Raw genomic sequence first — 25,630 nt, 5'->3', positions numbered from 1 at the left:
TCAGTTGATAAACATAATCAGAAGGCCTGCCGTGCCCTATTGATTACTTCTTCTTTTTCGGGGCGATGACCATAATAAGCTGGCGTCCTTCCATCTTAGGATGCTGTTCGACCGAACCGTACTCGAGCAGGTCAGCTTCAACCCGCTTGAGGAGTTCCATCCCCAGCTCCTGGTGGGCCATCTCACGGCCGCGGAATCGCAAGGATACCTTGGCCCTGTCCCCATCACTCAGGAAACGTACCAGGTTGCGCAGTTTTACCTGGTAATCCCCTTCCTCCGTCCCTGGACGAAACTTGATTTCTTTTACTTGAATCTGCTTCTGGTTCTTCTTCGCCGCGGCAATCTGCTTCTTCTTCTCGAAGATCGACTTGCCGTAGTCCATCACCCGGCAAACGGGTGGGATTGCGTCGGCGGAGATTTCCACCAGGTCCAATTTGGACTCTTCAGCAATACGAAGCGCTTCATCAATCGAGACGATGCCAATCTGCTCGCCGTCAGCGCCAATTAACCGAACCTCGCGTGCCGAGATATTCTCGTTGATCGGGGCTTTCGGTGCAGCTCGTTTATCTTGTCTCATTTCACGCTTAATAATAATTACTCCGAATCTGGGCGACCACGCCGGGAAACCGCTTGCGCGAGGAACTCAGCGAACTGGGCGACGGGCATCGAGCCCAGGTCAGCACCTTCACGAGTACGCACAGCGACAGTCTGCATCTCGACTTCCCGATCTCCGATAACCAAAAGATAGGGAACCTTGAGCAAAGTATGCTCGCGGATTTTAAAGCCGATCTTTTCATTTCTCAAGTCGGACTTGGCACGAAATCCGCTTTCATTGAGAGTTTTTTCAACTTCAGCGGCAAAATCTGCCTGTTTATCAGTGATATTCATGATCACTGCCTGGGTCGGAGCCAGCCACGCAGGGAATGCACCCTCGTAGTGCTCGATCAGGATCCCGACGAACCGTTCGAACGAGCCGAGGATCGCCCGGTGCAGCATAACCGGGTGTTTACGGCTGTTGTCTTCGGAGACGTATTCGGCTCCCAGACGGATCGGCAGGTTAAAATCGAGCTGCAGGGTACCACACTGCCAGACGCGACCAAGGCAATCTTTCAGCGAGAACTCGATCTTCGGACCGTAGAACGCGCCCTCGCCCGGCTGCAAGTCGTATGCAAGCCCCGCACTGTCCAGCGCTGCAGCCAGTGCAGCTTCGGCTCGGTCCCACAGCTCGTCGGAACCGACGCGTTTTTCCGGACGAGTGGACAGCTTCATCTCGACTTCGGTGAAACCGAAATCGCGGTACACGTCCATGGTCAGCTTGATGAACGCAGCGGATTCGGCCTGCATCTGCTCTTCGGTGCAGAAGATGTGGGCGTCATCCTGAGTGAAGCCGCGCACGCGCATGATGCCGTGCAGTGCACCCGATGGCTCGTTACGGTGGCAGGCACCGAACTCGGCCAGGCGCATCGGCAACTCGCGGTAGCTCTTCAGGCCCTGGTTGAACACCTGTACGTGGCACGGGCAGTTCATCGGCTTGATGGCGTAGTCGCGGTTTTCCGACTGGGTGGTGAACATGTTGTCGGCGTAGTTGGCCCAGTGCCCGGATTTCTCCCACAGGCTGCGGTCAACGACTTGCGGCGTCTTGATCTCCAGGTAGCCGTTGTCGCGCTGAACCTTGCGCATGTACTGCTCGAGCACCTGGTACAGGGTCCAGCCGTTCGGGTGCCAGAACACCATACCCGGCGCTTCTTCCTGGAGGTGGAACAGGTTCAGGCGCTTGCCGATCTTGCGATGGTCGCGTTTTTCGGCTTCTTCGATGCGCTGGATGTAGGCCGCCAGCTGCTTCTTGTCAGCCCAGGCAGTGCCGTAGATCCGCTGCAGCTGTTCGTTCTTCGCGTCACCGCGCCAGTAGGCACCGGACAACTTGGTCAGCTTGAACGACTTGAGGAAGCGTGTGTTCGGCACGTGCGGGCCACGGCACATGTCGACATATTCTTCGTGGTAATACAGGCCCATGGCCTGCTCGTCCGGCATGTCTTCCACCAGGCGCAGCTTGTAGTCTTCGCCGCGGGCGGTGAACACGTCGATCACTTCGGCACGCGGAGTGACTTTCTTGATGACGTCGTAATCTTTTTCGATCAGCGCGTGCATGCGCTGTTCGATAGCCGCCAGGTCGTCCGGGGTGAAAGGACGCTCGTAGGCGATGTCGTAATAGAAGCCTTCGTCGATGACCGGGCCGATGACCATCTTCGCGGTTGGGTACAGCTGCTTGACCGCATGGCCAATCAGGTGCGCGCAAGAGTGGCGAATGATCTCCAGCCCCTCTTGATCCTTGGGCGTGATGATTTGCAGGCTGGCATCGCCGGTGATCAGGTCGCTGGCGTCGACCAGCTTGCCGTCGACCTTGCCGGCCACGGTGGCCTTGGCCAGGCCAGCACCAATGGATGCGGCGACCTCGGCTACGGAAACCGAATGATCGAATGAACGTTGACTGCCGTCGGGAAGAGTAATAGTTGGCATGGCGCCTCCTCTCCTAGTGGTGACCCCTACCAAAGGTCACGTGGGTTGGGATGAGCCAGTACAAGATCCAATACCAGGCCGTTCAGTGATGAACGCCTGCCTTACAGCGGCAGGAGCCTTTCGGCCAACCGATAATCGAACCAGAGTGACTGGAGTTAAACAAAAAAGACCTTGGCAAGGCGGCATAGGGCGCGCCGGAAAATGGCCAAGCGAAAGATGCTAGCACAGATGAACGGTCATGGCGCCGAAGCCGCTTCAGGAAACGAAAATTCCCGGCTTTTAAGGGCAAAAGTGAACTTGAACTGTACGGCAACCCTCAAACACACCGAGAATCGCCGTTCGTCCACGACTCCAGGAGCATTTGATTATGCGTTTTACCTCGACTTTCGCCCTTGCTGCATCCCTGACCCTCATGTCCCTGGGTGCGCACGCCGCAGCCCCGTCGAACTGGCCTGCCGGTGCGCGGGACAGCTTCATCAAGGATTGCAGCGCAGCCGCCCAGCAAAGTGTTGATGCCAAAACCGCCAAAGACCACTGTGAATGTGGCGCGGACAAAATCAATGCCGAATTGAGCAGTGCCGAAATCAAGGAACTCATGACCAACCAGAACGCAGATCCTGCGCTCAAGACCAAAGCTGTGACGGCTATTTCGTCCTGCAAAGTCGTGAAGAAAAAGTAATTTTTACACCCTGCCAGACCGGCTGAAGGACCAGAAATCGCCATGAAAACTGCCATTTCTCACAAATTACGCAGCTTTTACGGCTTTTTTTAACAGCTGATATTTCGCCTGAAAGCCCCGTAGATCGGGGCTTTCAGCCAACCAAGGCATGAAACACAACGCGATTGATTAGCAAACAATGCCTTGGGGGGGCTCCCAAGCCGAACATTTCGACTATGATAGCTCGGTGTGCCCAGTTGGCCTGAGCAGCACAGCACTACTGAAAATATATGTTTCTTGGAGATACACCATGTCTAATCGCCAAACCGGCACCGTTAAATGGTTCAACGATGAAAAAGGCTTCGGCTTCATCACTCCTCAAGGTGGCGGTGACGACCTGTTCGTACACTTCAAAGCTATCGAAAGCGACGGTTTCAAAAGCCTGAAAGAAGGCCAAACCGTTTCCTTCGTGGCTGAGAAAGGCCAAAAGGGTATGCAAGCTGCACAGGTTCGCCCAGAGTAATTCTGCGCCGAACTAAAAAAACCCCGTCCATGTGACGGGGTTTTTTATGGCCTGGAGAAAAGCGCTGGAGCAATCAGCCGCAATTGACCCGATTGATCACAAGGTTGTCATCGGTATTGAGGTTCAGGCGATCGGAGCGGTATTCCAGCGTGACCATGTCATCTGGCTTGAGAATGCGTGCGTTCTGCGCTCCGGCGCGGCTACGGGCCTGTTCCAGCAATTGTGGCGAAGCTTTCTGGCCGATTGCGAACTCGGCAGCCTTCGCCTCACAGCGGCTATGACCAGCATCGGTCACGGCAGTGTCTTTGGCTGGCTCAGAGGTACCCGGGGTGCTGCAACCCGACAAGGCGAGCGCAGCCAACAAAGTACCGAATGATGCGAGCTTCCAAGGCATGAAGCCTCCTTTGAGAAAAAATGGACAGAGATCGTGCGACCGTGGTTTGGCCGATTGGTTTCAGAATTGTCACAATTGGCTGTGGGCCAGTCTGCCTGAGTCGACACCGGGCGCTGGCGAATCAATCGTCACCAGATATGAACGCACTCAGTAGATGTCGATGTAATCAAACGGCGGCGTTGGCCAGTTCTGCTTGAGCGCGTTGAAAATCTGCATCACCCACACCTCGTCGCTGGCTGCGACGTTGCCGACATAACCCGAACCCGCCGCCCAGGTCTCCAGGCGGAACAGAAGGCCGTCGATATCGACGCCACCCACCACGCCCGAAGAAATGTAGGCAATACCGGCCTTGGTAACGCGCAATTGGGTGTGAACGTTGTCACTGGCGGACGCAAGCAGCTGCCGCACAGCGTCCAGCGTCAGGTTGTCGGGGTTGTTCAAGTCGATCTGCACGCGGTTTGCCCTGGCAATTAAACAGGCGGACAGTGTCGCACAGCCCTCCCCTCATGCCTAAGTAGCAGTGCCAAACACGGCGCAAAATGGTTAACTCCACACGCAGAACGCACTAACCGCCTTTCAGCCTCGCGAGACACCCATGACCATCGTCACGATCCACGCCGACATCAAAGCCAAGTGGCCCCACGGGCAAAGCTCCTACAGCCCGGGCAGCCCGGAGGAGTTGGCAATCATCGGTATCGACCTGCTGGTCAAGGAACTGGGCACACAAGCCGCGCAGGCATTCATCGGCCAGGTATTCGAGAAATACCCGGCCGATCACATGGGAGCGCCAGACCCCGAGCGCGAATAAGACCCGGCCGACGAACGTCGACCGGCAGGCTGTTTACTTCAGGCGACCAAGGCGTTCGGTCAGCAGATCGAAGAAGCCCTGGGCATCGCCATTTTCAACCCAGAACGCGTTCTTCGGTTGTTTCAGGCCATCGTACCAGTCGACGATGGTCTGGCCGAAGGTCGGGCCTTCACGGCTGTCCACCACCACGTTGACCTCACGGCCGCTGAACAGCGCAGGCTTGAGCAGGTAGGCAATGACGGTAGCGTCATGCACCGGGCCGCCCGGGATGCCGTAGTGCTCCATGTCGCCCTTGACGTATTCATTGAGAATATCGCCCACCACCTTGCTCGCGTTGTTGTTCAGCGCAGCGATTTGCTTCAGGCGTGCGTCGCTGGTCAGGACCTTGTGGGTCACGTCCAACGGCAGGTAGGTCAGCTTGACGCCGCTCTTGAGCACGATCTCGGCCGCGATCGGGTCGGCGAACAGGTTGAACTCGGCCACCGGCGTGATATTGCCGCCGTTGAAGTGCGCGCCGCCCATCACCACCACTTCCTTGATGCCTTGAGTGATCTCCGGCGCCTGGGTCAATGCCAGCGCCAGGTTGGTCTGCGGACCGAGCATGGCGATGGTGATGCTGTGGGGCTTGGCGGTGCTGAGGGTCTTGATCAGGTAATCAACGGCATTGCCTTCGGCCAGGCCTTTTTTCGGCTCATGCACGGTGACGCCGGAGATACCTTCCTTGCCATGGATGTTTTCAGCGTAGATCGGCGTGCGCAGCATCGGTTTCGGTGCACCGGCATATACCGGGATGTCCTCGCGCCCTGCCCATTCGCGGGCCAGGCGTGCGTTGCGGGAGGTCTTGTCGAGGCGCACGTTACCGGCAACGGTGGTCAGCGCGCGGATCTGCAGTTCATCGGGCGAAGCCATGGCGAACAGCAAGGCAACCACGTCGTCGGCACCGGGGTCGGTGTCGATGATCAGGTCGATTTTTTCCGCCGCGTGGGCGCTTGCAGCAGTTAGCACGGACAAAAGCAGCACACTCCGGAACAGGTGTCGCAGGGTTTGGGTACCACGTTGCATGACGCACTCCTTGTCGTTGGGGAATTCTAGAACGTTACGCCGGAAACCAGCGCGATATTGCAGTAGGGCTGGCACTCGCCGGTGCGCACCACCGCCCTCGCCTTGCGGCTGAGCTGCTTGAACTCTTCATGGCTGACCAGGCGGCGCTCGCCGAGGGCGGCCTGTTCGGTCAGGGTATTGAGATCCGCCAGGGCCGGCGGTTGCTTGAGCAGGATTTCTTCCGCGAGCACGTGGCTTTCCACCTGCATCTCGCTGAGGACGATGCGCAAGGTACTGACGAAATCCGGAATGCCTTTGGTCAGCGCCAGGTCGATCAGCTCGACACCCGGCGGCACCGGCAAGCCGGCATCACCGATCACCAGAATGTCGCCATGGCCAAGGGATGCGATCACCCGCGACAGCGCGATATTGAGCAAGGGAGTCTTTTTCATGAGGGCACAAAACCTTGGACGTCATGCAATGTGGGAATAGAGGGTTGCGCACCCGCGCGGGTCACGGACAGCGCGGCGGCTACCTGGCCGAAACGAATGGCCTCAGCCTCGCTCCTGCCGTTGGCCAGCGCGGCTGCGAAACCGCCGACGAAGGTGTCACCGGCAGCCGTGGTATCGACCGCCTTGACCTTGGGCGCGACCAGGTGCTCGAAGCCTTGGCCATCGGCAAACAACGCGCCTTCGGAGCCGAGGGTAATGATCACTTTGCCAGCACCGGCCTTGATCAGGCGTGTGGCGGCGGCCTTGGCGCTGTCCAGCGAGTCGACCACCACGCCGCTCAAGGCCGAGGCTTCGCTTTCATTGGGAATCAGGTAGTCGATGGCGGCGTACCAATCCTCGGGCAGCGGACCACTGGCCGGCGCCGGGTTCAGGATCACCGTCTTGCCCAGCTCGCGACCGCGCTTGAGGGCATGGCCGACAGTCTCCATCGGCGTTTCCAGCTGGCAGACAATCACGTCGGCAGCCTGCAGCACACTGTCAAATGCCTGTAATTTGGCTGGGGTCAGCTCGCCATTGCTACCGGCGACAATAACGATCGCATTCTGGCTGCTGTCATCCACCACGATCAGCGCCACCCCGCTGGAACCGTCAACGGTGCTGACGGCCTGGCAATCAATGCCCTCCACCAGCAACGCGTCGCGCAATTGCGCGCCATAGGCATCGGTGCCCACGCAGCCGACCATGGCGACCTCAGCCCCGAGGCGCGCCGAAGCGACCGCCTGGTTCGCGCCCTTGCCGCCGGGAACGGTGGAAAACGATTGGCCGATCAGGGTTTCACCGGCGCGGGGCAGCCGACTGGCCCGGGTGACCAGGTCCATGTTCAGGCTGCCTATTACCACTACTTTTGCTGGCATACATCAGTACTCATCAATTCGGTTCAGCGGTATTGGGCAAACACACCGGCCAACGGCGCCGTCGACTCGCGCAGGACAATACTCGGCGTCACGATGCGTTGATCGATCGGCAATTGGGGTGTCGCAATTCGTCGCAGTAAAAGCTCGGCCGCCATCTCTCCCAGCTGCAGGATCGACTGGCCCACGGTGGTCAGCGCCGGGTACACGTACTGGCTCATCTGGATATCATCAAACCCGATCACCGACAGCTCACCGGGCACCCGGATATTACGTTCCGCAGCGGCGCGCAAGACGCCGAAGCCAATCATGTCGTTGCCGGCAAAAATCGCGCTGGGGGGATTATCCGCCAGCAATTGCGCCGCGGCCGCGTAACCACCGGTACTGGTGAAATCACTTTCCAGCACACGACCAGCCGGCACTTCGAGCCCCGCCTCGGCCAGGGCACGGTAGTAACCCGCCATCCGCATTTGCGCCACGCGGGTATGACTCGGGCCACCAATGCAGGCAATGTCGCGATGACCCAGATCGAGCAAGTGCCGGGTCGCCAGGTAAGCGCCCTGTTCATGGTCGATGCGCACCAGGTCGACATCGATCCCGTCCAATGCACGGTCGACGATGACCATCGGCGTGCGTACCGCCTTGAGGCCTGTCGCCAGGCCGCTGTCGTCGCCGCCCACCGAGGTCACGATCAAGCCGTCGATGCGTTTTTCCAGCAGCACCCTCAGGTAGCTGCGCTGCTTTTCGGCATTATCGTCGGAGTTGCAGAGGATCACGCAATAGCCGTTACGCTCGCAGTAATCCTCGATGCCCCGGGCCAGTTCCGCAAAATACGGGTTGAGGCTGTTGGGCACCAACAGGCCGATGGTGGCTGTGGTCTTGGCCTTCAGCGAGCGCGCGACCGCACTGGGCACATAGTCGAGCTGCTTGATGGCCGCCTCGACCTTGATCCGTACCGGCTCGCTGACCGGGCGCGTCTTGTTCACCACATGAGACACCGTGGTGTAGGAAATCCCCGCCAGCGCGGCCACATCCTTGATCGTTGCCATGGCTCAGGCTCGCCGACTGGCGCGCTGGCTGCGGTAAGTATCGAGCACCACCGCGATCACGATCACGGCACCGGTGATGATACGTTTGGTCGGCTCGGTGGCGCCAATCTGCGCCAGCCCTGCCGCCAGTACCGAGATGATCAGCACGCCGAAGAAGGTACTGATGACCGAGCCACGCCCGCCCATCAGGCTGGTGCCACCGATCACTACCGCAGCGATCACTTGCAGCTCCAGGCCGGAACCGGCGTTGGGATCGGCCGCTTCCAGGCGCGAAATCTGGAACAGCGCCGCCACACCCGCCAGCAGGCCCATCAGGCTGAACACCAGGATCTTGTAGGGCTTGGGATTGATACCCGCCAGGCGCACGGCCTCTTCGTTGGTGCCAATGCCGATCAGGTAGCGACCGAACACGGTACGGGTCAGCACCAGCTGCGCGGCGATGATCACCAGCAACGCGATGATGAACGAAGGTGAAATGCCGAAGGCCACCGGGTTGGACAGCCAGGCAAACGAATCACCGATGTATGCGGTACGCGAGCCGGTCATCTGGTACGCCACGCCGCGCGCCATTTCCAGCACGCCGAGGGACACGATGAATGACGGGATCCGCCAGGCCACTGTGATCGAACCGGTAATGGTCCCGGCCAACGCGGCGCAGCCCATGCCCAGCACGGCTGCCGGCAACACACTCCAGCCCCAGCCGAGAATCGCCACGCTGACGGCCGATGCGGCCAGGGCCAGCACGGAGCCTACCGACAGGTCGATGCCGCCGATGATCAGCACGAAGGTCATGCCGACTGCCAACACCATCAGGTCGGGAATCTGGTTGGCCAGGGTGCTGAAGGTGTCGTACGAGAGGAAGTGGTCGCTCAGGAACGAGAACAGCGCAATCATCGCCAGCAAGGCGCCGGCCAGGCCCAGGTAGGTGCCCAGGCCATAGAAGTTGCCGCCACGTTTTGCGGGGGAGGAAGTGGTTTTCATGGGGTATTCCTAGGCGCTGCGTCGTTGAGCAGCGCATCACGTTTCTGATAGCCGGCAAAAGCAGCGGCAAGCAATTCGTCCTGGGTCCAGCTGTCGCGCTCGAAGGTCTCGATCAGGCGCCCGGCGGAAAGTACGCCGATGCGGTCGCAGATCAGCATCAACTCACGCAGGTCGCTGGACACCACCACCAGCGCCTTGCCCTGGCGGGTCAGGTCGCCGAGCAACGCATAGATATCGAATTTGGCGCCGACGTCGATGCCTCGGGTCGGTTCATCGAACAGCATCACCGCGCAATCGCGCTCCAGCCAGCGGCCAATCACCACCTTCTGCTGGTTGCCACCCGACAGCTCGGACACCAACTGCGCCGGACTGGAACTGCGGATACGCATGGCGTCCACCTGGCGCTTGGCCAAGGCCGTTTCGTCACGACTGTTCACCAGGCCACCGCTGGACACCTTCGGCATGTTGCCCAAGGCAATGTTGGCGCCGATGGATTGGGTCAGCAGCAGGCCTTCGCCCTTGCGGTCTTCGGTGATCAGGGCGATGCCATGGCCAACCGCGTCGACGGGCGAGCGAATGCTGACGACTTGCGCCGGTGTGCCCAGGGCCACGGTGCCGCTGTCGGCCAGGTCGGCGCCGAAGATCAGCCGCAGCAACTCCGTACGGCCCGCACCGATCAGGCCGGAGATGCCGTAGATTTCGCCGGCACGCACTTCAAACGACACGTCGCGGACCTTGTCCGAGCGGGTCAGGCCTTTTACCGTCAACAGCGGCGCGCCGATGGTGCGCGGGCCCAGGTCGATTTTCTCGCCCAGTTCGCGGCCCACCATCAGCGTGACCAGTTGCTCACTGTTGTAGTTGGCCATCGGCTCGACACACACCAGCTTGCCGTCACGCAGCACCGCAATGCGCTGGGCAACCCGGGCCAGTTCTTCGAGCCGGTGGGAAATATAGATAATCGCCACGCCCCGGGCCTGCAGGCGGGTGATTTGTTCGAACAGCATCTCGACTTCACGGGCGGTCAGCATCGCCGTAGGTTCATCGAGGATCAGTACGTGGCAGTCGCCAATCAGGTTGCGGGCGATCTCGACCATCTGTTGGTGGCCGATGCCGAGGCTGCCGACCAGGGTGTCCGGGTCGATAGCGTCCAGGCCGACCTGGGCCATGGCTTCAATGGCGGCCTTGCGCAGTTGCTTGCGGCTGATCCAGCCACCGTGGCTGGGCAGGTTATCGAGGAACAGGTTTTCAGCGACCGTCAGGGTTGGCAGCAGGTTAAGCTCCTGCATGACCATGCGGATGCCCTGCTCTTCAGCCTGGGTCCGGCTGCCTGGCGTGTAGGCCTGGCCATTGAACTGCATCTGGCCGTCGGTCGGGGTGACCAGCCCGCCGATGATTTTCGACAGGGTGCTTTTCCCCGCGCCATTCTCACCGGTAAGCGCCAACACTTCCCCACGGTTGAGCGTCAGGGTGATGTCGGACAGAACCGGTTGGGCATAGGTCTTGCCGATACCGCTGACCGAGAGGACAGCGTTCGGTGCGGAAGATGACATAGGAACGTCTCCAGGCGTCCGCTCGGGTGAGCGGACGCTGTTTTGTGCTGCCGGGGAATTACTTCTTGAGGATGAGTTCGACCGGGGTTTCGATCATGCCATCCACGGCATCGACTTTTTCACCCTTGACCAGCTTCAGAGCGTTCTGGATACCGAAAACGGCTTGCTGGGCAGCAGCCTGGTCGGCGGTGGCCAGGACACGGCCGTCCTGCAGCATCGGCTTGATGGCCTCGATGTTGTCGTAGCCTACGACCAGCACCTTGCCAGCCTTGCCGGCGCCACGTACGGCGGATACTGCGCCCAGTGCCATGTTGTCGTTACCGGCCAGCAGTGCCTTGATGTTCGGGTTTGCCTGGAGCATGGCAGCGGCAATCGCGTTGCCCTTGTCGATTTCCCACTCACCGGATTGGGTGGAGACGATCTTCATGCCGGCGGCATCCATCGCGTCCTTGAAGCCAGCGGTACGCTGCTGGGCGTTGGTGGTGGTGGACACACCTTCGATGATGCCAACCTGGTCACCCTTGGTGAGGTGCTTGGCCAGTTCTTCACCGACCAGGCGCGCGCCCTTGCGGTTGTCTGGACCTACGAACGGGATATCAAGGTTTTTGCTTTTCAGTACATCCACATCAAGACGGTTGTCGATGTTGACGATCTTGATGCCTTTGTCGGAGGCCTTTTTCAGCACGGTGACCAGGGCTTTCGAATCAGCGGGAGCAATGACGATCGCGTCAACCTTGGACAGGATCATCTGATTGACGATATCGATCTGTGCACTGGTATCGGTTTCGTTCTTGATCCCGTTGGTGATCATGTCGAAGTCGGCGGCGTGGGCTTTCTGGTATTCCTTGGCACCGTCCTGCATGGTGACGAAGAATTCGTTGGCGAGGGATTTCATGACCAGGCCGACCTTGGGTTTGGCGGCGGTCTCGGCAGCAAATGCAGAGGAAAGAGGCAGGGCAGCGGATGCGGCAGCAAGCACAGCGACAGCAAGAAGACGTCCAGCAAATGGCAGCTTCATGGGTTCACTCCGATCTTATGATTATTGTGAGCAACGCTTGCACCGAAGAACGCTTCGGCAGCCAACCCACCCGGGCGGCTGATACGAGCTTTCACGACACTCGAGGAGCACCCCGTGAAACATCTCGCAAACGTTTGCGTTAGATCAAACTATGAGAAGCTTGTCGAGATTTGTCAACGGGAGAAAACAGCCTTTTGATGAATCCGCTTTACGCCCTGCCCTCGAAGCCATCCGGTACCCCCTTTAAACATCCGCGTTGCTGGATCGTTCTCTGAAACGACAGGTCGCGGCGTGCCTCCTGCGTTTAAAACCAAACTTTTCCGTCATCCTTTTCGGACAACCGAACACCCGCGCACCGCTTTGTTCGGAAAGCCGGACAGAAGACCAAGCCATTTACTTACAAATCAAACAAATATAGATATAAATCAATAGGTTAAATTCTATTGCCCAACAAAATCCCGCTGGTACAAATCCTGCTCTTACTCAGCACCTCGTGGCGTTCAGAACCGCCCGGGTGTTTCTAGATGAACCTGCATCAGCACTCATCAAAACTAGAGAGAAGAATAATGAAATCTGCGTTGAAAACTTTCGTACCGGGCGCGTTAGCCCTCCTGCTGTTGTTCCCCGTTGCCGCTCAGGCAAAAGAAGCTGAAACCCAGCAAAAACTGTCCAACGTGGTGATCCTTGCCACCGGCGGCACCATCGCCGGCGCCGGCGCCAGCGCGGCCAACAGTGCGACCTACCAGGCCGCCAAGGTCGGCATCGAACAATTGATCGCCGGTGTTCCTGAGCTTAGCCAGATCGCCAATGTCCGCGGCGAACAAGTATTGCAAATTGCCTCCGAAAGCATCACCAACGAAAACCTCCTGCAACTGGGTCGTCGTGTCGCCGAACTGGCCGACAGCAAGGACGTCGACGGCATCGTGATCACCCACGGTACCGACACCCTGGAAGAGACTGCCTACTTCCTCAACCTGGTGGAAAAGACCGACAAGCCAATCGTCGTGGTCGGCTCGATGCGCCCAGGCACCGCCATGTCGGCTGACGGCATGCTCAACCTGTACAACGCCGTTGCCGTCGCCGGCAGCAAGGACGCCCGCGGCAAAGGCGTACTGGTGACCATGAACGACGAAATCCAGTCGGGTCGCGACGTCAGCAAGATGATCAACATCAAGACTGAAGCGTTCAAGAGCCCATGGGGCCCGCTGGGCATGGTGGTTGAAGGCAAATCCTACTGGTTCCGCCTGCCAGCCAAGCGTCACACCATGAACTCGGAATTCGACATCAAGACCATCAAAAGCCTACCGGACGTCGAAATCGCCTATTCCTATGGCAACGTAAGCGACACCGCCTACAAGGCCCTGGCCCAGGCCGGCGCGAAAGCCATCATCCATGCCGGTACCGGCAATGGTTCGGTGTCGTCCAAGGTGGTGCCTGCCCTGCAGGAACTACGCAAGCAAGGCGTACAGATCATTCGCTCTTCCCACGTGAATGCCGGTGGTTTCGTTCTGCGTAACGCCGAACAACCAGACGACAAATACGACTGGGTAGTTGCCCATGACCTGAACCCGCAGAAAGCCCGCATCCTGGCCATGGTCGCCCTGACCAAGACCCAGGACAGCAAGGAACTGCAACGGATGTTCTGGGAATATTGATCGCTCCCAGGCCCGGCCGGCAACGGTTGGGCCATCCCGCTCGTGGCGTACCGCGAGCGGGTCTGATTTCCCCCGCTTTATCCCCCGCGCAAAAAAACCTTTGAAAAACAAAGCGTTCCTACACCAAATCGGCAAAACCACTGTCAGAAGAAATTCTTGAATTTTAAGCAGTTGCGAAATTGCCCACAGTTAAATACTGTATGCACGTACAGCCTAATAAGGAATACTCCGTGGCAAAGCCCTCTTCCGCAGCACCAACACCTCCTGATGCCTACCAACGACTGGCCGTTCGTGTGCAGAAAATCATCAACTCCACCAATGCCCAAAAAAACAAGGCGGCGTTGATTTTTCGTTTGCCGGAGGAACCGGAAGACGAGTGGGCACGACTACTGGAAGAGATAGCAGAAAACGATAACGTCACCCTCGCTTATCGCGATGACGGCGGCGTGCAGATTTTCTGGGTTGTGCCGAAGGAAGATTGAGTCAATGAGTGTCCGTTTTATCAGTGTGTTGTTCGTGTTTTTTGCTGTTACCGCTCAAGCCCAAGCCCCCAGGACGTTCAGCGAAGCCAAGAAAATCGCCTGGAAACTGTATGAACCGCAATCCACGGAGTTCTATTGCGGCTGCAAATACAACGGCAACCGGGTAGACCTGAAAGCCTGCGGCTATATCCCGCGCAAAAACGCCAACCGGGCGGCACGTATTGAATGGGAACACATTGTTCCGGCCTGGCAGATCGGCCATCAGCGCCAGTGCTGGCAGGATGGCGGGCGCAAGAACTGCACCCGCAAGGACGCGGTCTACAAGCGGGCCGAAGCCGACCTGCACAACTTGGTGCCGAGCATCGGCGAGGTGAATGGCGACCGAAACAATTTCAGTTTTGGCTGGCTGCCGGTACAAAGCGGCCAATATGGATCATGCCTGACCCAGGTGGACTTCAAGGCCAAGAAGGTCATGCCCCGCCCTTCCATTCGCGGCATGATCGCCCGAACCTATTTCTATATGAGTAAGCAGTATGGCCTGCGCCTGTCGAAACAGGATCGCCAGCTGTATGAAGCCTGGAACAAGACCTACCCGGTACAGCCCTGGGAACGCCAGCGCAATCAAACCGTGGCGTGCGTGATGGGGCGCGGCAATGAATTTGTCGGCCCGGTGAACTTGAAAGCCTGCGGCTGAACGAAAAAAGCGGGAGCGCCATGGCCTCCCGCTTGTCGACTCTTTACTGCGCAACCTTGTGTTCGATGACCTCGGACACCGTGTCATTCTTCTTCGCAGTGGCCAGTTTCTCGGTCAACTGCGCTTGTTTCGCCTCGGCCTCGGCCTTGGTGCTGAATGGGCCCAGCAGCACCTGGTCCTTACCGTCTTCCTTCGCCAGATAGAAACTGAAACCGTGTTCCAGCAACCACGCGGTCAGGTCAGTCATCGCCTGCAGCTTGTGATCCGGCGGCCCCACCCATACATCCCATTCTTGAGAGGCGATCGCGCCGACCGCAGGTTGCGCCTGGGCGGGCGCCTCGGCAACGGCAGGCCTGGCCTTGGGGGCGTCGACACTTTTACCTTCACCGCAACCGGCCAATGCCAACACCGCAATTGCCATCGCTACTTTACGCACTACCCTGCTCCTTAGAGGATCAAAGAGGCGACTTTATCATTCACTGTCTATTCTGGCCGTCATAAACGTTGGCTTAAACAATGCGAATGATGTATCGCAGACCTGTATGATGGCGGCATGGGAATTAATGCCGCCTCTATGCGTCCTAAAAGAGGCAGCCACAGGGAAGCGCTTCGCAGTAAGCTACACACATCCGACATCTGCCCTGTCTGAAACATGTGTCCTTCAAAGCAATCAAGGAGAAGTCCATGCTGATACTCACCCGCAAAGTCGGTGAAAGCATAAACATCGGTGATGACATCACGATCACCATCCTGGGCGTTAGCGGCCAGCAAGTAAGAATCGGCATCAATGCTCCAAAGGACGTTGCCGTGCATCGCGAGGAGATCTACCAACGTATCCAGGCGGGCCTGACGGCTCCGGATAAAAACCAGACACCTTGAAGCGCCTCCAGTAGCCAGCCCTTTCGTTCACTGTAACGGCTGGCGAAAACCTCTTTCAGCCTGCTCGCGGCTTCCCGCGGCCAGCGCGCCCTATTCCCTTGTTCCAGCGTCAGGCCAGCGTCATCCCAGGCCGATACCGCGTGCCATGCCACTCGCTGCAATCATCATCAGCACCAGCAGTAACGCCTGCACATGGCTGATGCGCGCAAAAAGACCTGCCTGGTGCAAATCGAGGCGCGTGCCACGCGCCAACGCGATGCGCCATTTGATAAAGCGAATCATCGGCGCGAGCTCCAGTAACAAAATTAATACAAGCAGCGTCATCTTCACGTGAAACAACGGCTGGTGCAGGTAATAATCACTGCCCTTTTCGTAGCCGCCGAAGGCCCGCAGGCCACCGGTTACCAATAACACCAGGGCACTGATTCCCCAGATGTTGTCCGCGATCAATACGCGGCGCAGGGTGGATGGGTCACTATCAGATACACCGCGCAATGCCTTGCCACGCGCAAGCACGGCCGACAAAGCCATGGCGAATGCCAGTAAATGGACTGCTGCAAGAAACCACTGAACCAACATAAGGCGTACTCCCTTTTGTATGACACATGGCAGGAACACTTCTCAGTAATAGTCGCTGGCTGCGTTCAACGCATGAAACAGCCTGCAAACAAAGGGAACTTGTGGAGTTTTCCAGGGCCGAATCTCGTGACAAATCCCCTACAGTCTGCAGCGCGCCAAGGAGCACGTTGATGAGGCGTACCGTTAAACAGCCTTACTTATCCAAGTCTTGGTTGATTGTCACGCTGATCAGCGTGGCGTTTGTGGCGCTGGAGTATGGCCTCAAGTTCGAAATCGAAGGCTCCTCCGACAAAGCCTACTCATGGCTGGACCTGACGCTGTTCCTGAGCGCGTACTTGTTTTTCTTCTGCCTCAAGCCCATTCAGGTCGCCGTCCATCGCAGACTGTGCCGGCGCGCGCCTCACAGTGATCGCCGCAAAGCCTCATCCTGACGGCTTTGGGTTTCATCTTGAAGTTCGTTGCCCCAGCGCGGTGTATCCCGCAAGCGGGTTGAAACCGCCGCCGCAGTTGCTATCAGATCGCCGGTATTTACAGCTGCGCGACACAACCTATGCTTGGGCATGCACGGTCGGTGAAAGGTTGTAGCGCTGATGGACACACTGAGTAAAAGCGAAATCGAATCAGCACTGGCAGCGCGCCTGCCGAGCTACAAAATCGTCTGCACCCTGCATGCCGATGGCACGCTTTCCGCGATTCTCAGCGGCCCGGAAGCTGATCACTTTGCAGTGACCGGCATCGTCCGCGCCCACCATCGAGGGCCGGAGGCGATTGCCAGGCTTGCCAGCGAAATCCTCAAGGAAATGGTCTTGTCCCGCCAGGGGCTCAAGGGCAACCGCCTGCAGACGCTGACTGGAAACGGCTCCAACGTTGAACCGCCCCTATACGAAGAAGGCCGATCCGGGTAACCGGGTCGGCCTTTTTTTACGCCAGGCGCTGTAGATGCAACAGCCCGGCTTCGTCCCGCTGAACCTGTAGATGCTCATACCCGTCAATCGACGGATGCGCGGTGACCATGGGCACAAGGTGGGTCGACGTCACCACCATCACATCGGCCCCCGCCGCCTCGCCGGCGCGAATCCCGACGCTGGCATCCTCAAACACCAGGCAGTCCTGTACCGGTACTCCCAGCCGTTGCGCACCGAGCACATAACAGGCAGGGTCCGGCTTGCCGCTCGCAACATCCTCCGCGGTGACCAGCACCGCCGGCGGGTTGATCCCGGCCGCCTGCATACGGCGCAGAGCCAGTGCCTTGGGGGCAGACGTAACCAGCGCCCATTGATCGCCGGGCAATGCGTTGAGGAATTCCACTGCGCCCGCAATCGCCACCACCCCTTCCACATCCTCAAGTTCAGCCTCGGTAATCCACTGCGCCTCAGCCTGCGCGTCCACACCGGGCAACGCCTGGCGGGTGATGGTATCGATGGCCCGGGCACCATGGATGGTCTTCAGAAAGGCCTCGACATCCAGCCCATGGCGTTCAGCCCAGGTGGCCCATACGCGCTCGGCGGCGGCAATGGAGTTCAGGAGTGTGCCATCCATATCGAACAGAAAGGCGCGGTAACGGTGGGCGAATACAGCTGAATCGCGGGTGGACACTGCTCGGCTTCCTCTTGCTTTCGTCACCCGGTCTTGGGCGCTGACGAACCACTTGCCTGGTGCAATCTACGGATCGGCCCAAACGCTGTAAACCTTCCCGTGGTTTGTATCGGACTGTATGGGAACCCCGCCTGGATACGCGAACCCGCATTTCGCCACGCCTGGGCACACATGGCAGATACACCCCGGCGATTAACTACGACCACCAGCCAATCCGGCTGACTCACGCGTAGGAGCCTCATCATGTTCAATCTCTCGAAAGCTTCGTCCCTGGTACTCGGCCTGACTGTCATCGCGGGCCTCGGGCTGTCATCCATGGCGTCGGCCGACACCCACGCTGGCGCGGTCAAAGACCAGTCATCCCACCTGCTCGCCGAGGGCGGCGCAGATCGCCTGCACGAACGCGGCCTGGCGGAAGGCGGCGCTGAACGCCTGCAAGCAACCCGTACTGTCTGATGGGTCACCGTCCAACCAGGGCAGCCTTCCGGCTGCCCATTGCATTACAAACTTGTCATCAAGCTGTCAGTGTTGCCCTCACCCTCACTTCATACAGTGAAGTCGTCAGTCACCCACAGCGGGTGACCCAACTTCCCACTGAAAATGAAGCGAGCCCGCCCATGAAACCTGCAAGCAAACTCTGCCTGATCGCCGCCAGCCTGTTGATGCTGGGGACCGGCGCCGCCGTGGCCGGCCCGATTGCACCGGTGAAAGCCAATAACGTAGTGCTGGTACACGGCTCCTGGGCCGACGGTTCCAGCTGGTCCGAAGTGATTACCCGCCTGCAGGCCGCCGGCTTGCATGTAACCGCCGTGCAAAACCCGCTGACCTCGGTGGCGGATGACGTCGCTGCCACCAATCGCGTACTCGATCAACAGGACGGTCCTACCGTGCTGGTCGGCCATTCCTACGCCGGCACCGTGGTCAGCGACGCCGGGGTCAACCCCAAGGTCAGCTCCCTGGTATACGTCGCCGCCCGCGCTCCGGACGCCAACGAAGACTTCGTCGCCCTGTCCGCCAAGTACCCAAGCACACCCGTGCGGGCCGGTGTGGTGGAGCACGACGGTTACCTGACCCTGAACCAGGACGCCTTCCTCAAGTACTTTGCCGCCGATGTACCCCACGCCAAGGCCATGGAGCTGTACGCCGTGCAACAACCGATCGCCAAGACCCTGTTCAGCGGTCGCACCGTCAACGCCGCGTGGCACACCAAGCCGTCCTGGTATGCGGTGTCCAGCAATGACCAGACCATCAACCCGGACCTGGAACGCTTTCTCGCCAAGCGCATGAACGCCACCACCATCGAGGTGCCATCGAGCCACTTGTCCCTGGTTTCCCACGCCAAGGAAATCACCGACCTGATCCTCGAAGCGTCCGGCCGCCAGCCTTAAGCCCTTCATTACTATCTTGTCATCATCCTGTTGGCTGGCTGTTTGTGTCGCCTGGTTACTGTGAACTCACTGCCGGATACCGGCAGCCAACCCTTAAAGAGAGATACCGCCATGAAACTGTTTATCCTCGGCTTTGCTGCCCTCCTCGCCACCGGCTCGGCCTTTGCCGATACCACCGCCACCACCTCGGTGATCCATGACACCCCCGGCTTCTTCATGCACATGGACGTGGCCAAAGTACTGTCGAGCACCGATACCTACGGCCAGTGCGGCATTGTCCCTGCGCGCCTCGACTACCTCGACAGCCAGGGCCGCGAACACGTGCTGGACTATCAAGTACAGGGCATCGGCTGCCCCAATGACAATTGATCGGGCTACACTTGCGCCACGCAAGAACTGCACATCACCAGGGCGAATCCCATGAATATCCTCGTAGTCGAAGACGAGCCCAAGGCGGGCAACTACCTGCTTAACGGCCTGCAGGAACTGGGTTACTCCGTGAGCCTTGCCCGCGATGGCGTGGACGGTTTGCACCAGGCCCTGGAAACCCCGTTCGACGTGATCGTGCTGGACGTGATGATGCCGAAGATGGACGGCTGGGAAGTGCTGCGTCGCCTGCGCAAGGAAGCCGACACGCCGGTGCTGTTCCTGACCGCCCGGGACGATATTGCCGACCGCATCAAGGGCCTGGAACTGGGCGCCGACGATTACCTGATCAAGCCGTTTTCCTTCGCCGAACTGGTGGCGCGCCTGCGCACCCTGACCCGGCGCGGGCCAAGCCGTGAAGAAGAACACTTGCAGATCGCCGACCTGCAGATCGACGTGCTCAAGCGCCGCGTCAGCCGTGGCGGCGTGCGCATCACCCTGACCAACAAGGAGTTCGCCTTGTTGCACTTGTTCGCCACCCATCAGGACCAGGTACTCTCGCGCTCGCTGATTGCCTCAAGGGTGTGGGACATGAACTTCGACAGCGACACCAATGTGGTCGACGTGGCCGTGCGCCGCCTGCGCCTGAAAATCGACGACCCGTTCCAGCTCAAGCTGATCCATAGCGTGCGCGGCATCGGCTATCGCTTCGATACGCAACCATGAGCAAGCCCCGGCATTACTCCCTGACGCTGCGCCTGGCGCTGATCTTCGCCCTGCTGGCGTTCGCCCTGCTGGCGACCCTCGGCGTGGCGCTGTACCGCGACCTTGAGCGCGAACTGATCCACCGTGACGACGCTGCGCTGATCTACCGCGTCGACCAACTGCGCAACCTGCTGAACGACAGCAACACCCTGGACCTGATCAAGACCAAGCCCGAACTGTTCCAGAATATGCTGGGCAACCGCGAATCGGTGCTGAGCATCGCCGCACCCGGGCAGAAACCGCTGCTGGAAGTGAACCCCGGCAACATCGACATGCCCGACGTTGCACCGGTGCCCCGGGACCACGCCCTGGAATTCGCCGACGTGCAGCATTTACCCGGCGTCAATGGCGTCCCCTTCTCCACCCTCGCCGCCACCATCGATTCAGGCGACCTGGGCAGCCTGCAAGTCACTACCGGGCGGTTGATGACCGAGCGCACCGCAGTGCTCGCCAGCTACCGGCTGAGTGTCTATATCCTCGCCAGCATCGCGGCATTGGTACTGGCGGTGGTCGGTTACCTGATGGTGCATCGCGGCCTGCTGCCATTGCGGCGCCTGGCCGTGCATGCCCAGGGCATCGGCGTCGGCAACCTCGCCGCGCGCCTCGACAGCCAAGGCGCCCCCAAAGAACTGCTGCCGATGATTGATTCGTTCAACACCATGCTCGAACGCCTGGCCAAGGGTTTTGTGCAACTGGGCCAGGTCTCCACCGACATGGCCCACGAACTGCGCACGCCGATCAATAACTTGCTCGGGGAAACCCAGGTGGCGCTGCAGCAACACCGTAGCATCGAGGCCTACCAGCAACTGCTGGCCTCCAACGTCGAAGAACTCGAACGCCTGGCGCGCATGCTCGACAACATGCTGTTCCTGGCCCGCACCGACCCGGCCAGTGCACTGCGCCAGCGCCAGGAACTGGACGCGGCCGATGAAGTGGAACGCATGGCCGACTACTTCGAAGGCCTGGCGGGCGATGTCGACATCAGCATCCTCGCCCAGGGCGCCGGTGTGATCTGGGCCGAGCCGATGCTGCTGCGCCGTGCCCTGGCCAACCTGTGCGCCAACGCCATCAAATATGGTGCGCCCGCCTCTGAACTGCTGATCCAGGCCACACCCTGCGCCGAAGGCATCAACCTGACGGTGACCAACCACGGCGCGACCATCCCGGCGGAGCACTTGCCCAGGTTGTTCGAGCGGTTTTATCGCGTGGATGAATCACGGGAGCGTTCGGCGCATTCCAATGGATTGGGGCTGTCGATTGTCGCGACCATCATGCAGTTGCATAACGGCCGATACAGCGTGAGCAGCGAGAACGGTGTGACCTGCTTCGCGTTGTTTTTCCCGGGACGCGAAGCCGAAAACCTCAGCTGACTTGCCCACCCGTTTCAGTGATATCCACCAGGGTATTCCAGGCCGTCAGCAGCGCAATCCGCAAGCCCTCGACCTGCATCGGCAACGCCATCGAGGCCGGCTCGGGTATTCGGCCCACCACCTGCTCGGGCAGCCACGGCACATGGATGAAACCGCTGCGTACCCCTGACCCGGCGAGCGCGTGCTGCAACAGATAGAACACCTGGTTGCACACGAAAGTGCCGGCGGTTTGCGACACGCTGGCCCCAATGCCGGCCTCGCGCACGGCCCTTACCATGGCCTTGCTCGGCAAGGTGCCGAAGTAGGCCGCAGGGCCGCCGGGCAGCACTTCCGTGTCGACAGGTTGCTCACCCAGGTTGTCCGGGATCCGCGCGTCGTTGAGGTTGATCGCGACCCGCTCGATGGAAATATCACTGCGCCCGGGGCCCAGCCCGACAGCAATGACCATCTGCGGGCGGTGTTCGGCCAACAGCTGAGCCAGGCGCTCGCCCGCCGTGGCAAAGGCACAGGGTAACTGCCGCGCGACAATCCGCACATCAGCGCCCAGCTGCACACCCTCCAACAGGCGTACCGCCTCCCAGGACGGGTTGACAAGGTCTTGGTCAAACGGTTCGAAACCCGTCAGCAATACAGTGCGCATTACAGCCTCACATCAGCAGGTAGAGCAGGACAATATTGACCACCAGCATCATCAACGCGGTCGGCATCTGTGCCTTGATGACCGCGTTTTTATCCGGCAGCTCCAGCAACGCTGCCGGGACAATATTGAAGTTGGCCGCCATGGGTGTCATCAGCGTACCGCAGTAACCGGAGAACATGCCGATGGCAGCCATCACCGCCGGGTTGCCGCCGTAGATGCCTACCAGCACCGGTACGCCAACGCCGCCGGTCATCACCGGGAAGGCGGCAAAGCCATTGCCCATGATCACGGTAAACAGTGCCATGCCCAACACATACACCATCACCGCTACCAGCTTGTAATCCAGGTTGATATAGGTGGTGGTGATGTGCGCCACCGCTGTGCCCACGCCCGCTTCGTTGAACAACAGCCCGAGCATCGCCAGCATCTGCGGCAGCACCATCGCCCAGCCCAGCGCTTCGGTGAGGCGCCGGGATTCGCGAAGGGCTTGCACCGGGGTGTCCCGCGTCAGCCAGCAGGCCAGCGCCAGTGCAATCAGGCAGCCGATACCCAGGGAAACAAAGGTGGTGTTCTTCGGGTCCAGCAGCGGCACGCCGCCGATCTCGGTGTGTTTGAGCAATACCGAGCCGATCACCGTGGTCAACGGAATGGCCAATGCCGGGATAAACAATTTATGCCCCAGGCGACCAGCGCTGGCCCGTGCGGCCTTGTCATGCAACTGGGCATGCGCGCCGCGGCCTACACCGCCCAGGCCCGCGATGAGTGCCATCACCACCACGCCCACGCCGACCACCACCGAGGGCAGGCGCTCCCCCACCAGGAACGGAATGGCAAACAGCAGCCAGAACAACGAACTCGACCAGCGCCTGGGGTGGGTGCGATCCATCAGGATCATCCCGGCGGTGATCACCAGCAGAACGCCGGCCAGCCAGTACAGGTATTGAATGGAAATGATCATTGCGCCGCCTCCGCTGTGTTGGCCGGCAACAGCTCTCGGGTCAGCATTCGGTCAAAGCGGTGCAAGCGGATGGCGTGAATGATGAAGGCGCAGATCGCCGTCGGGATGCCCCAGACCGCAATGTGCAGAGGCTCGACATCAATCCCCGAACCCAACAGGAAGGTGTGCATCAACGCAATCGCACCAAAGGCGACGAAGATATCCTCGCCAAAAAACAGCCCGACGTTGTCGGTCGCGGCACACATGGCCAGGACCTTGTGGCGAAGCTTGTCGGGGAGTTTGCCATAGCGTTTTTCCGCCGCACCTTCCGCCATCGGCGCCAGCAACGGGCGCACCATCTGCGGGTGCCCGCCCAGGCTCGTCAGGCCCATGGCCGCTGTGGATTCACGCACAAACAGATAGATGATCAGCAAGCGCCCAACCGTGGCCCGCTCAAAGCGCGCGATCCAGTTTTGCGCATGCAGGCGCAAGCCATGGCGCTCCAGCAAGCCGATGACAGCCAGGGGCAACAACAGGATCAATTGCAAGGCGCGAGTCTGGAGAAAGCCGTCGCCCATGGTGGCGAGGATCTTTTCCAGTGGAAAGTGGGCGGCAAACCCGGTGGCAATCGCTGCCGCCGTGACGACCAGCAGCGGATTGAAGCGCAACACAAAGCCGACCACGATGACGAGTACGCCAATCAGCGGCCATAGGTTCACAACAGTTTGCATGGTGGTGAGGTCCTTAAGTGCGCGCTGCGGCGCCAGTAAAGCAGGTAGTGAACAAAGGGTTCACTGCAAGAAAACGGCGTGCAGCCCGGCTCGATTTTTTATTGTTGACCTGGAAGGTCGAGCGTCAGTGGCCGCATCTTTGCTGCTTGGGGAGGGAGGTGTCCAACAAGAAAAATTGTTGCTGCAATCCAATAAAGTTTGTGGGTGTTTGAAGCGTCAGAGGGCATTTGTCGGCCCGTTTGAAGAGAAGGCCCAGGCGCAGAACGTGCTCAGGTACTTGAAGTCCGATAAAGGGCTGGACGGCTTGGTCACGTGGCGGTCGGTGACCCGCTAGCCCTCAGCCCAGGTGCTTCTGGAAAAAGTGGCGCGTGTGTCCTGGCGGGTACTCGGCAATATGCCCGAACTCGCTGAAACCCAGCTTCCGGTAGAACCCGGGCGCCTGGAAGCTGAAGGTGTCCAGCCAGATCCCCGCACACCCTTTCTCCCGTGCCAGCTCCTCAGCCGCGAGCATCAGCCGCGAGCCCATGCCTTGGGTGCGCAGCGATTCCGGCACGCTCAAGAGTTCAACGAACATCCAGCCATAGGAGATTTTCCCGTAGAGGCCGCCTACCACTTCCTGGCTCACGGGATCGCGCAACAACAACCCGAACGTTTCGAACGGGTTCTCGCCGCATTGGCTGATGTTGTACGTCCGCAGCGGCTGGAGGATGGCCTGGCGCTCTTGCTCCGTCACCTCAAACGACAGTTCCATTGCCACGTCCATCTTGATCGTCCTGTGTTGAATTCCAGATCACCCCACAAAAACACCACCCCTTCAAGGATTGAGTTTTTCCAGGGCCGCTCGCAACTCGGTGTTGTTGCCGCCCAACGCGCTGGTGGCGATCGCCGCGTTGCGCAGCAGGATCGATGCGGCGTGGGGGATGTGTTCTTTCAGCAATCGGTCGGAGGGGCCCGACAGCGTCAACGCGCCCTTGAGCTCACCGCCCATTGCAAATACGGGGACGGAGACGGCGGTGGTTTCCGGGTCGCGTTCACCGAACGAGCAGGCCCAGCAGCGTTCACGCTCCTGAGTCAGTGTGGCGTCACCCTGGCGTGAGAACGCGCGCAGGACCTTGCCGGAAGCCCCGGCATGCAGCGGGAACCGCGCGCCTTCCAGCACCGAGACCCGCACCGCGCGCTTGGGCTCGACACGGAACAACACCACCCGGCTGCCGTTTTCATAGACGTAAAAAGACGAGGTCTCGCCGCTCTCTTCGGTGATGGATTCCAGCAGCGGCAGGATCACATCCCGCAAGCGGAACGAGGCTTGATATAGCTGGGACAGGCGCAGAGGTTCAGGCCCGACGGCGTATTGGCCGTCACTCAAGCGCCGCGCAAACCCGGCTTTTTCCAGCGAGGTGATCAGGCGCAGGATGGTGCTTTTATACAAGCCGGTGCGCCGGGCGATCTCCGCCAGGCTCAAGCTCTCCTGGTCGATATTGAAGGCCGCGAGAATGGAAAACGCGCGATCGACTGCAGCAACGCCGCCTTCCGGACTGCCGGCTTGATCAGCAAGACTGTTGTTGGGTTCGGTACTCATGGCCACTCATTGGGTATTCATCGCCGGCGCAAGCGGCGGCATCATTGCCGTCCCGGTCGCGCCAGAC

The 25,630-nt window shown here is 59.7% G+C and carries 33 protein-coding genes; 14 read left to right on the top strand and 19 right to left on the bottom strand.

Features of this window, described 5'->3' with window-relative positions; all coding sequences use genetic code 11:
* Positions 1 to 43: 43 nt before the first annotated feature.
* Positions 44 to 595 (bottom strand): translation initiation factor IF-3, encoded by a 552-nt coding sequence (infC, locus tag V6607_RS11005; RefSeq protein ID WP_169875357.1) that lies wholly within the window; start codon positions 593 to 595, stop codon positions 44 to 46.
* Positions 595 to 2,517: a threonine--tRNA ligase gene (gene thrS / locus V6607_RS11000; protein ID WP_003219944.1), complete on the bottom strand. Its 1,923-nt coding sequence runs from the start codon at positions 2,515 to 2,517 to the stop codon at positions 595 to 597. Before thrS ends, infC begins: the two co-directional genes overlap by 1 nt.
* A gap of 364 nt (positions 2,518 to 2,881) precedes the next feature.
* Between thrS and V6607_RS10995 the strand changes: the two genes are divergently transcribed.
* Both V6607_RS10995 and V6607_RS10990 read left to right on the top strand, forming a co-directional pair.
* Positions 2,882 to 3,196, top strand: a complete 315-nt coding sequence (locus V6607_RS10995; protein ID WP_080673250.1) for a hypothetical protein — start codon at positions 2,882 to 2,884, stop codon at positions 3,194 to 3,196.
* Between the two features lie 289 nt (positions 3,197 to 3,485).
* A complete protein-coding gene (locus V6607_RS10990) occupies positions 3,486 to 3,698 on the top strand; it encodes a cold-shock protein (protein WP_003179963.1) in 213 nt (70 codons plus the stop codon).
* 73 nt (positions 3,699 to 3,771) lie between these two features.
* On the opposite strand, the gene V6607_RS10985 is transcribed toward V6607_RS10990, so the two are convergent.
* Entirely contained in the window at positions 3,772 to 4,092 is a 321-nt protein-coding gene (locus tag V6607_RS10985; RefSeq protein WP_008438688.1) for an I78 family peptidase inhibitor, read from the bottom strand.
* Positions 4,093 to 4,239: 147 nt separating this feature from the next.
* On the bottom strand, positions 4,240 to 4,545 hold the full coding sequence (locus tag V6607_RS10980; RefSeq protein ID WP_008438689.1) for a hypothetical protein: 306 nt from the start codon (positions 4,543 to 4,545) through the stop codon (positions 4,240 to 4,242).
* A 142-nt stretch (positions 4,546 to 4,687) separates the two neighbouring features.
* Here V6607_RS10980 and V6607_RS10975 point away from each other — a divergent pair, with 142 nt between their 5' ends.
* Complete coding sequence (locus V6607_RS10975; protein ID WP_003219951.1) at positions 4,688 to 4,900, top strand: hypothetical protein; 213 nt, start codon at positions 4,688 to 4,690, stop codon at positions 4,898 to 4,900.
* A 33-nt stretch (positions 4,901 to 4,933) separates the two neighbouring features.
* Here the strand turns inward: V6607_RS10975 and V6607_RS10970 are convergent, their stop codons facing one another.
* From V6607_RS10970 to V6607_RS10940, 7 genes are read right to left on the bottom strand one after another with little or no spacing between them, the layout of a single operon-like run.
* Positions 4,934 to 5,962 carry a nucleoside hydrolase gene (locus V6607_RS10970; protein WP_003219953.1) on the bottom strand — a complete coding sequence of 343 codons (1,029 nt, stop codon included), beginning with the start codon at positions 5,960 to 5,962 and terminating at the stop codon, positions 4,934 to 4,936.
* A 26-nt stretch (positions 5,963 to 5,988) separates the two neighbouring features.
* Complete coding sequence (gene rbsD, locus V6607_RS10965; RefSeq protein WP_008438690.1) at positions 5,989 to 6,393, bottom strand: D-ribose pyranase; 405 nt, start codon at positions 6,391 to 6,393, stop codon at positions 5,989 to 5,991.
* The gene (rbsK, locus tag V6607_RS10960; RefSeq protein WP_008438691.1) at positions 6,390 to 7,307 is read right to left on the bottom strand and encodes a ribokinase; all 918 of its coding nucleotides are present in this window, start codon (positions 7,305 to 7,307) and stop codon (positions 6,390 to 6,392) included. The genes rbsD and rbsK overlap by 4 nt, the downstream gene beginning before the upstream one ends.
* 23 nt (positions 7,308 to 7,330) lie before the next feature.
* A complete protein-coding gene (locus tag V6607_RS10955; protein WP_003219958.1) occupies positions 7,331 to 8,353 on the bottom strand; it encodes a LacI family DNA-binding transcriptional regulator in 1,023 nt (340 codons plus the stop codon).
* A 3-nt stretch (positions 8,354 to 8,356) separates the two neighbouring features.
* A complete protein-coding gene (locus V6607_RS10950) occupies positions 8,357 to 9,334 on the bottom strand; it encodes an ABC transporter permease (protein WP_003219960.1) in 978 nt (325 codons plus the stop codon).
* Positions 9,331 to 10,884 (bottom strand): sugar ABC transporter ATP-binding protein, encoded by a 1,554-nt coding sequence (locus tag V6607_RS10945; protein ID WP_008438693.1) that lies wholly within the window; start codon positions 10,882 to 10,884, stop codon positions 9,331 to 9,333. The genes V6607_RS10950 and V6607_RS10945 overlap by 4 nt, the downstream gene beginning before the upstream one ends.
* 58 nt (positions 10,885 to 10,942) lie before the next feature.
* Positions 10,943 to 11,902, bottom strand: a complete 960-nt coding sequence (locus V6607_RS10940; protein WP_003219963.1) for a sugar ABC transporter substrate-binding protein — start codon at positions 11,900 to 11,902, stop codon at positions 10,943 to 10,945.
* Positions 11,903 to 12,468: 566 nt separating this feature from the next.
* Between V6607_RS10940 and V6607_RS10935 the strand changes: the two genes are divergently transcribed.
* The 3 genes from V6607_RS10935 (at position 12,469) to V6607_RS10925 (ending at position 14,733) form a co-directional block, all read left to right on the top strand.
* Positions 12,469 to 13,557, top strand: a complete 1,089-nt coding sequence (locus tag V6607_RS10935) for an asparaginase (RefSeq protein WP_003219965.1) — start codon at positions 12,469 to 12,471, stop codon at positions 13,555 to 13,557.
* Between the two features lie 230 nt (positions 13,558 to 13,787).
* The gene (locus V6607_RS10930) at positions 13,788 to 14,039 is read left to right on the top strand and encodes a DUF1654 domain-containing protein (protein WP_023659007.1); all 252 of its coding nucleotides are present in this window, start codon (positions 13,788 to 13,790) and stop codon (positions 14,037 to 14,039) included.
* A 4-nt stretch (positions 14,040 to 14,043) separates the two neighbouring features.
* Positions 14,044 to 14,733, top strand: coding sequence for an endonuclease I family protein (locus tag V6607_RS10925; protein ID WP_134326091.1), 690 nt, complete (start codon positions 14,044 to 14,046; stop codon positions 14,731 to 14,733).
* Positions 14,734 to 14,776: 43 nt separating this feature from the next.
* Here V6607_RS10925 and V6607_RS10920 read toward each other — a convergent pair whose 3' ends face one another.
* A complete protein-coding gene (locus V6607_RS10920) occupies positions 14,777 to 15,154 on the bottom strand; it encodes a hypothetical protein (protein ID WP_032899812.1) in 378 nt (125 codons plus the stop codon).
* Between the two features lie 263 nt (positions 15,155 to 15,417).
* Between V6607_RS10920 and csrA the strand changes: the two genes are divergently transcribed.
* Positions 15,418 to 15,612 (top strand): carbon storage regulator CsrA, encoded by a 195-nt coding sequence (gene csrA / locus V6607_RS10915; protein ID WP_003192511.1) that lies wholly within the window; start codon positions 15,418 to 15,420, stop codon positions 15,610 to 15,612.
* A gap of 120 nt (positions 15,613 to 15,732) precedes the next feature.
* On the opposite strand, the gene V6607_RS10910 is transcribed toward csrA, so the two are convergent.
* On the bottom strand, positions 15,733 to 16,191 hold the full coding sequence (locus tag V6607_RS10910; protein WP_102368535.1) for a DUF2214 family protein: 459 nt from the start codon (positions 16,189 to 16,191) through the stop codon (positions 15,733 to 15,735).
* A 170-nt stretch (positions 16,192 to 16,361) separates the two neighbouring features.
* Between V6607_RS10910 and V6607_RS10905 the strand changes: the two genes are divergently transcribed.
* Both V6607_RS10905 and V6607_RS10900 read left to right on the top strand, forming a co-directional pair.
* Positions 16,362 to 16,622: a hypothetical protein gene (locus V6607_RS10905; RefSeq protein ID WP_003219977.1), complete on the top strand. Its 261-nt coding sequence runs from the start codon at positions 16,362 to 16,364 to the stop codon at positions 16,620 to 16,622.
* A gap of 159 nt (positions 16,623 to 16,781) precedes the next feature.
* Positions 16,782 to 17,096 (top strand): hypothetical protein, encoded by a 315-nt coding sequence (locus V6607_RS10900; RefSeq protein WP_008438700.1) that lies wholly within the window; start codon positions 16,782 to 16,784, stop codon positions 17,094 to 17,096.
* A 16-nt stretch (positions 17,097 to 17,112) separates the two neighbouring features.
* Here V6607_RS10900 and V6607_RS10895 read toward each other — a convergent pair whose 3' ends face one another.
* On the bottom strand, positions 17,113 to 17,787 hold the full coding sequence (locus tag V6607_RS10895; protein WP_134326090.1) for an HAD-IA family hydrolase: 675 nt from the start codon (positions 17,785 to 17,787) through the stop codon (positions 17,113 to 17,115).
* A 243-nt stretch (positions 17,788 to 18,030) separates the two neighbouring features.
* On the opposite strand from V6607_RS10895, the gene V6607_RS10890 reads away from it, so the two are divergent.
* The 5 genes from V6607_RS10890 (at position 18,031) to V6607_RS10870 (ending at position 21,676) form a co-directional block, all read left to right on the top strand.
* Positions 18,031 to 18,243, top strand: coding sequence for a phage infection protein (locus V6607_RS10890; protein ID WP_134326089.1), 213 nt, complete (start codon positions 18,031 to 18,033; stop codon positions 18,241 to 18,243).
* A gap of 161 nt (positions 18,244 to 18,404) precedes the next feature.
* Positions 18,405 to 19,175: an alpha/beta hydrolase gene (locus tag V6607_RS10885; protein WP_102368533.1), complete on the top strand. Its 771-nt coding sequence runs from the start codon at positions 18,405 to 18,407 to the stop codon at positions 19,173 to 19,175.
* A 111-nt stretch (positions 19,176 to 19,286) separates the two neighbouring features.
* Positions 19,287 to 19,544 (top strand): DUF2790 domain-containing protein, encoded by a 258-nt coding sequence (locus tag V6607_RS10880; protein ID WP_003219985.1) that lies wholly within the window; start codon positions 19,287 to 19,289, stop codon positions 19,542 to 19,544.
* Positions 19,545 to 19,595: 51 nt separating this feature from the next.
* A complete protein-coding gene (locus tag V6607_RS10875) occupies positions 19,596 to 20,267 on the top strand; it encodes a heavy metal response regulator transcription factor (protein ID WP_003219986.1) in 672 nt (223 codons plus the stop codon).
* The gene (locus tag V6607_RS10870; RefSeq protein WP_134326088.1) at positions 20,264 to 21,676 is read left to right on the top strand and encodes a heavy metal sensor histidine kinase; all 1,413 of its coding nucleotides are present in this window, start codon (positions 20,264 to 20,266) and stop codon (positions 21,674 to 21,676) included. Before V6607_RS10875 ends, V6607_RS10870 begins: the two co-directional genes overlap by 4 nt.
* On the opposite strand, the gene pcp is transcribed toward V6607_RS10870, so the two are convergent.
* The 5 genes from pcp to V6607_RS10845 all read right to left on the bottom strand — a co-directional run bounded on the left by pcp (position 21,669) and on the right by V6607_RS10845 (position 25,563).
* On the bottom strand, positions 21,669 to 22,316 hold the full coding sequence (gene pcp, locus V6607_RS10865; protein WP_008438704.1) for a pyroglutamyl-peptidase I: 648 nt from the start codon (positions 22,314 to 22,316) through the stop codon (positions 21,669 to 21,671). The genes V6607_RS10870 and pcp overlap by 8 nt on opposite strands.
* 7 nt (positions 22,317 to 22,323) lie before the next feature.
* Positions 22,324 to 23,274: a DUF979 domain-containing protein gene (locus V6607_RS10860; RefSeq protein ID WP_102605117.1), complete on the bottom strand. Its 951-nt coding sequence runs from the start codon at positions 23,272 to 23,274 to the stop codon at positions 22,324 to 22,326.
* Positions 23,271 to 23,984, bottom strand: coding sequence for a DUF969 domain-containing protein (locus tag V6607_RS10855; RefSeq protein WP_003219990.1), 714 nt, complete (start codon positions 23,982 to 23,984; stop codon positions 23,271 to 23,273). The genes V6607_RS10860 and V6607_RS10855 overlap by 4 nt, the downstream gene beginning before the upstream one ends.
* A 337-nt stretch (positions 23,985 to 24,321) precedes the next feature.
* Positions 24,322 to 24,747 (bottom strand): GNAT family N-acetyltransferase, encoded by a 426-nt coding sequence (locus V6607_RS10850; RefSeq protein WP_134326087.1) that lies wholly within the window; start codon positions 24,745 to 24,747, stop codon positions 24,322 to 24,324.
* A 51-nt stretch (positions 24,748 to 24,798) separates the two neighbouring features.
* Positions 24,799 to 25,563 (bottom strand): IclR family transcriptional regulator, encoded by a 765-nt coding sequence (locus tag V6607_RS10845; RefSeq protein ID WP_134326086.1) that lies wholly within the window; start codon positions 25,561 to 25,563, stop codon positions 24,799 to 24,801.
* Positions 25,564 to 25,630 lie beyond the last annotated feature (67 nt).

The sequence above is a fragment of the Pseudomonas sp. KK18 genome, assembly GCF_037094675.1.
Classification (GTDB): Bacteria; Pseudomonadota; Gammaproteobacteria; order Pseudomonadales; family Pseudomonadaceae; genus Aquipseudomonas.
This window is presented reverse-complemented; position numbering and strand designations above follow the sequence as displayed.

Coding starts and splice junctions, on each gene's coding strand:
- V6607_RS10945 (WP_008438693.1), bottom strand. CDS start 10,884: ATGTCATCTTCCGCACCGAACGCTGTCCTCTCGGTCAGCGGTATCGGC.
- V6607_RS10885 (WP_102368533.1), top strand. CDS start 18,405: ATGAAACCTGCAAGCAAACTCTGCCTGATCGCCGCCAGCCTGTTGATG.
- thrS (WP_003219944.1), bottom strand. CDS start 2,517: ATGCCAACTATTACTCTTCCCGACGGCAGTCAACGTTCATTCGATCAT.
- V6607_RS10905 (WP_003219977.1), top strand. CDS start 16,362: ATGAGGCGTACCGTTAAACAGCCTTACTTATCCAAGTCTTGGTTGATT.
- V6607_RS10845 (WP_134326086.1), bottom strand. CDS start 25,563: ATGAGTACCGAACCCAACAACAGTCTTGCTGATCAAGCCGGCAGTCCG.
- V6607_RS10920 (WP_032899812.1), bottom strand. CDS start 15,154: ATGGCAATTGCGGTGTTGGCATTGGCCGGTTGCGGTGAAGGTAAAAGT.
- rbsD (WP_008438690.1), bottom strand. CDS start 6,393: ATGAAAAAGACTCCCTTGCTCAATATCGCGCTGTCGCGGGTGATCGCA.
- rbsK (WP_008438691.1), bottom strand. CDS start 7,307: ATGCCAGCAAAAGTAGTGGTAATAGGCAGCCTGAACATGGACCTGGTC.
- V6607_RS10855 (WP_003219990.1), bottom strand. CDS start 23,984: ATGCAAACTGTTGTGAACCTATGGCCGCTGATTGGCGTACTCGTCATC.
- V6607_RS10850 (WP_134326087.1), bottom strand. CDS start 24,747: ATGGACGTGGCAATGGAACTGTCGTTTGAGGTGACGGAGCAAGAGCGC.
- V6607_RS10970 (WP_003219953.1), bottom strand. CDS start 5,962: ATGCAACGTGGTACCCAAACCCTGCGACACCTGTTCCGGAGTGTGCTG.
- V6607_RS10985 (WP_008438688.1), bottom strand. CDS start 4,092: ATGCCTTGGAAGCTCGCATCATTCGGTACTTTGTTGGCTGCGCTCGCC.
- V6607_RS10870 (WP_134326088.1), top strand. CDS start 20,264: ATGAGCAAGCCCCGGCATTACTCCCTGACGCTGCGCCTGGCGCTGATC.
- V6607_RS10975 (WP_003219951.1), top strand. CDS start 4,688: ATGACCATCGTCACGATCCACGCCGACATCAAAGCCAAGTGGCCCCAC.
- V6607_RS10935 (WP_003219965.1), top strand. CDS start 12,469: ATGAAATCTGCGTTGAAAACTTTCGTACCGGGCGCGTTAGCCCTCCTG.
- pcp (WP_008438704.1), bottom strand. CDS start 22,316: ATGCGCACTGTATTGCTGACGGGTTTCGAACCGTTTGACCAAGACCTT.
- V6607_RS10940 (WP_003219963.1), bottom strand. CDS start 11,902: ATGAAGCTGCCATTTGCTGGACGTCTTCTTGCTGTCGCTGTGCTTGCT.
- V6607_RS10900 (WP_008438700.1), top strand. CDS start 16,782: ATGGACACACTGAGTAAAAGCGAAATCGAATCAGCACTGGCAGCGCGC.
- V6607_RS10925 (WP_134326091.1), top strand. CDS start 14,044: ATGAGTGTCCGTTTTATCAGTGTGTTGTTCGTGTTTTTTGCTGTTACC.
- csrA (WP_003192511.1), top strand. CDS start 15,418: ATGCTGATACTCACCCGCAAAGTCGGTGAAAGCATAAACATCGGTGAT.
- V6607_RS10880 (WP_003219985.1), top strand. CDS start 19,287: ATGAAACTGTTTATCCTCGGCTTTGCTGCCCTCCTCGCCACCGGCTCG.
- V6607_RS10860 (WP_102605117.1), bottom strand. CDS start 23,274: ATGATCATTTCCATTCAATACCTGTACTGGCTGGCCGGCGTTCTGCTG.
- V6607_RS10875 (WP_003219986.1), top strand. CDS start 19,596: ATGAATATCCTCGTAGTCGAAGACGAGCCCAAGGCGGGCAACTACCTG.
- V6607_RS10910 (WP_102368535.1), bottom strand. CDS start 16,191: ATGTTGGTTCAGTGGTTTCTTGCAGCAGTCCATTTACTGGCATTCGCC.
- V6607_RS10955 (WP_003219958.1), bottom strand. CDS start 8,353: ATGGCAACGATCAAGGATGTGGCCGCGCTGGCGGGGATTTCCTACACC.
- V6607_RS10990 (WP_003179963.1), top strand. CDS start 3,486: ATGTCTAATCGCCAAACCGGCACCGTTAAATGGTTCAACGATGAAAAA.
- V6607_RS10890 (WP_134326089.1), top strand. CDS start 18,031: ATGTTCAATCTCTCGAAAGCTTCGTCCCTGGTACTCGGCCTGACTGTC.
- V6607_RS10950 (WP_003219960.1), bottom strand. CDS start 9,334: ATGAAAACCACTTCCTCCCCCGCAAAACGTGGCGGCAACTTCTATGGC.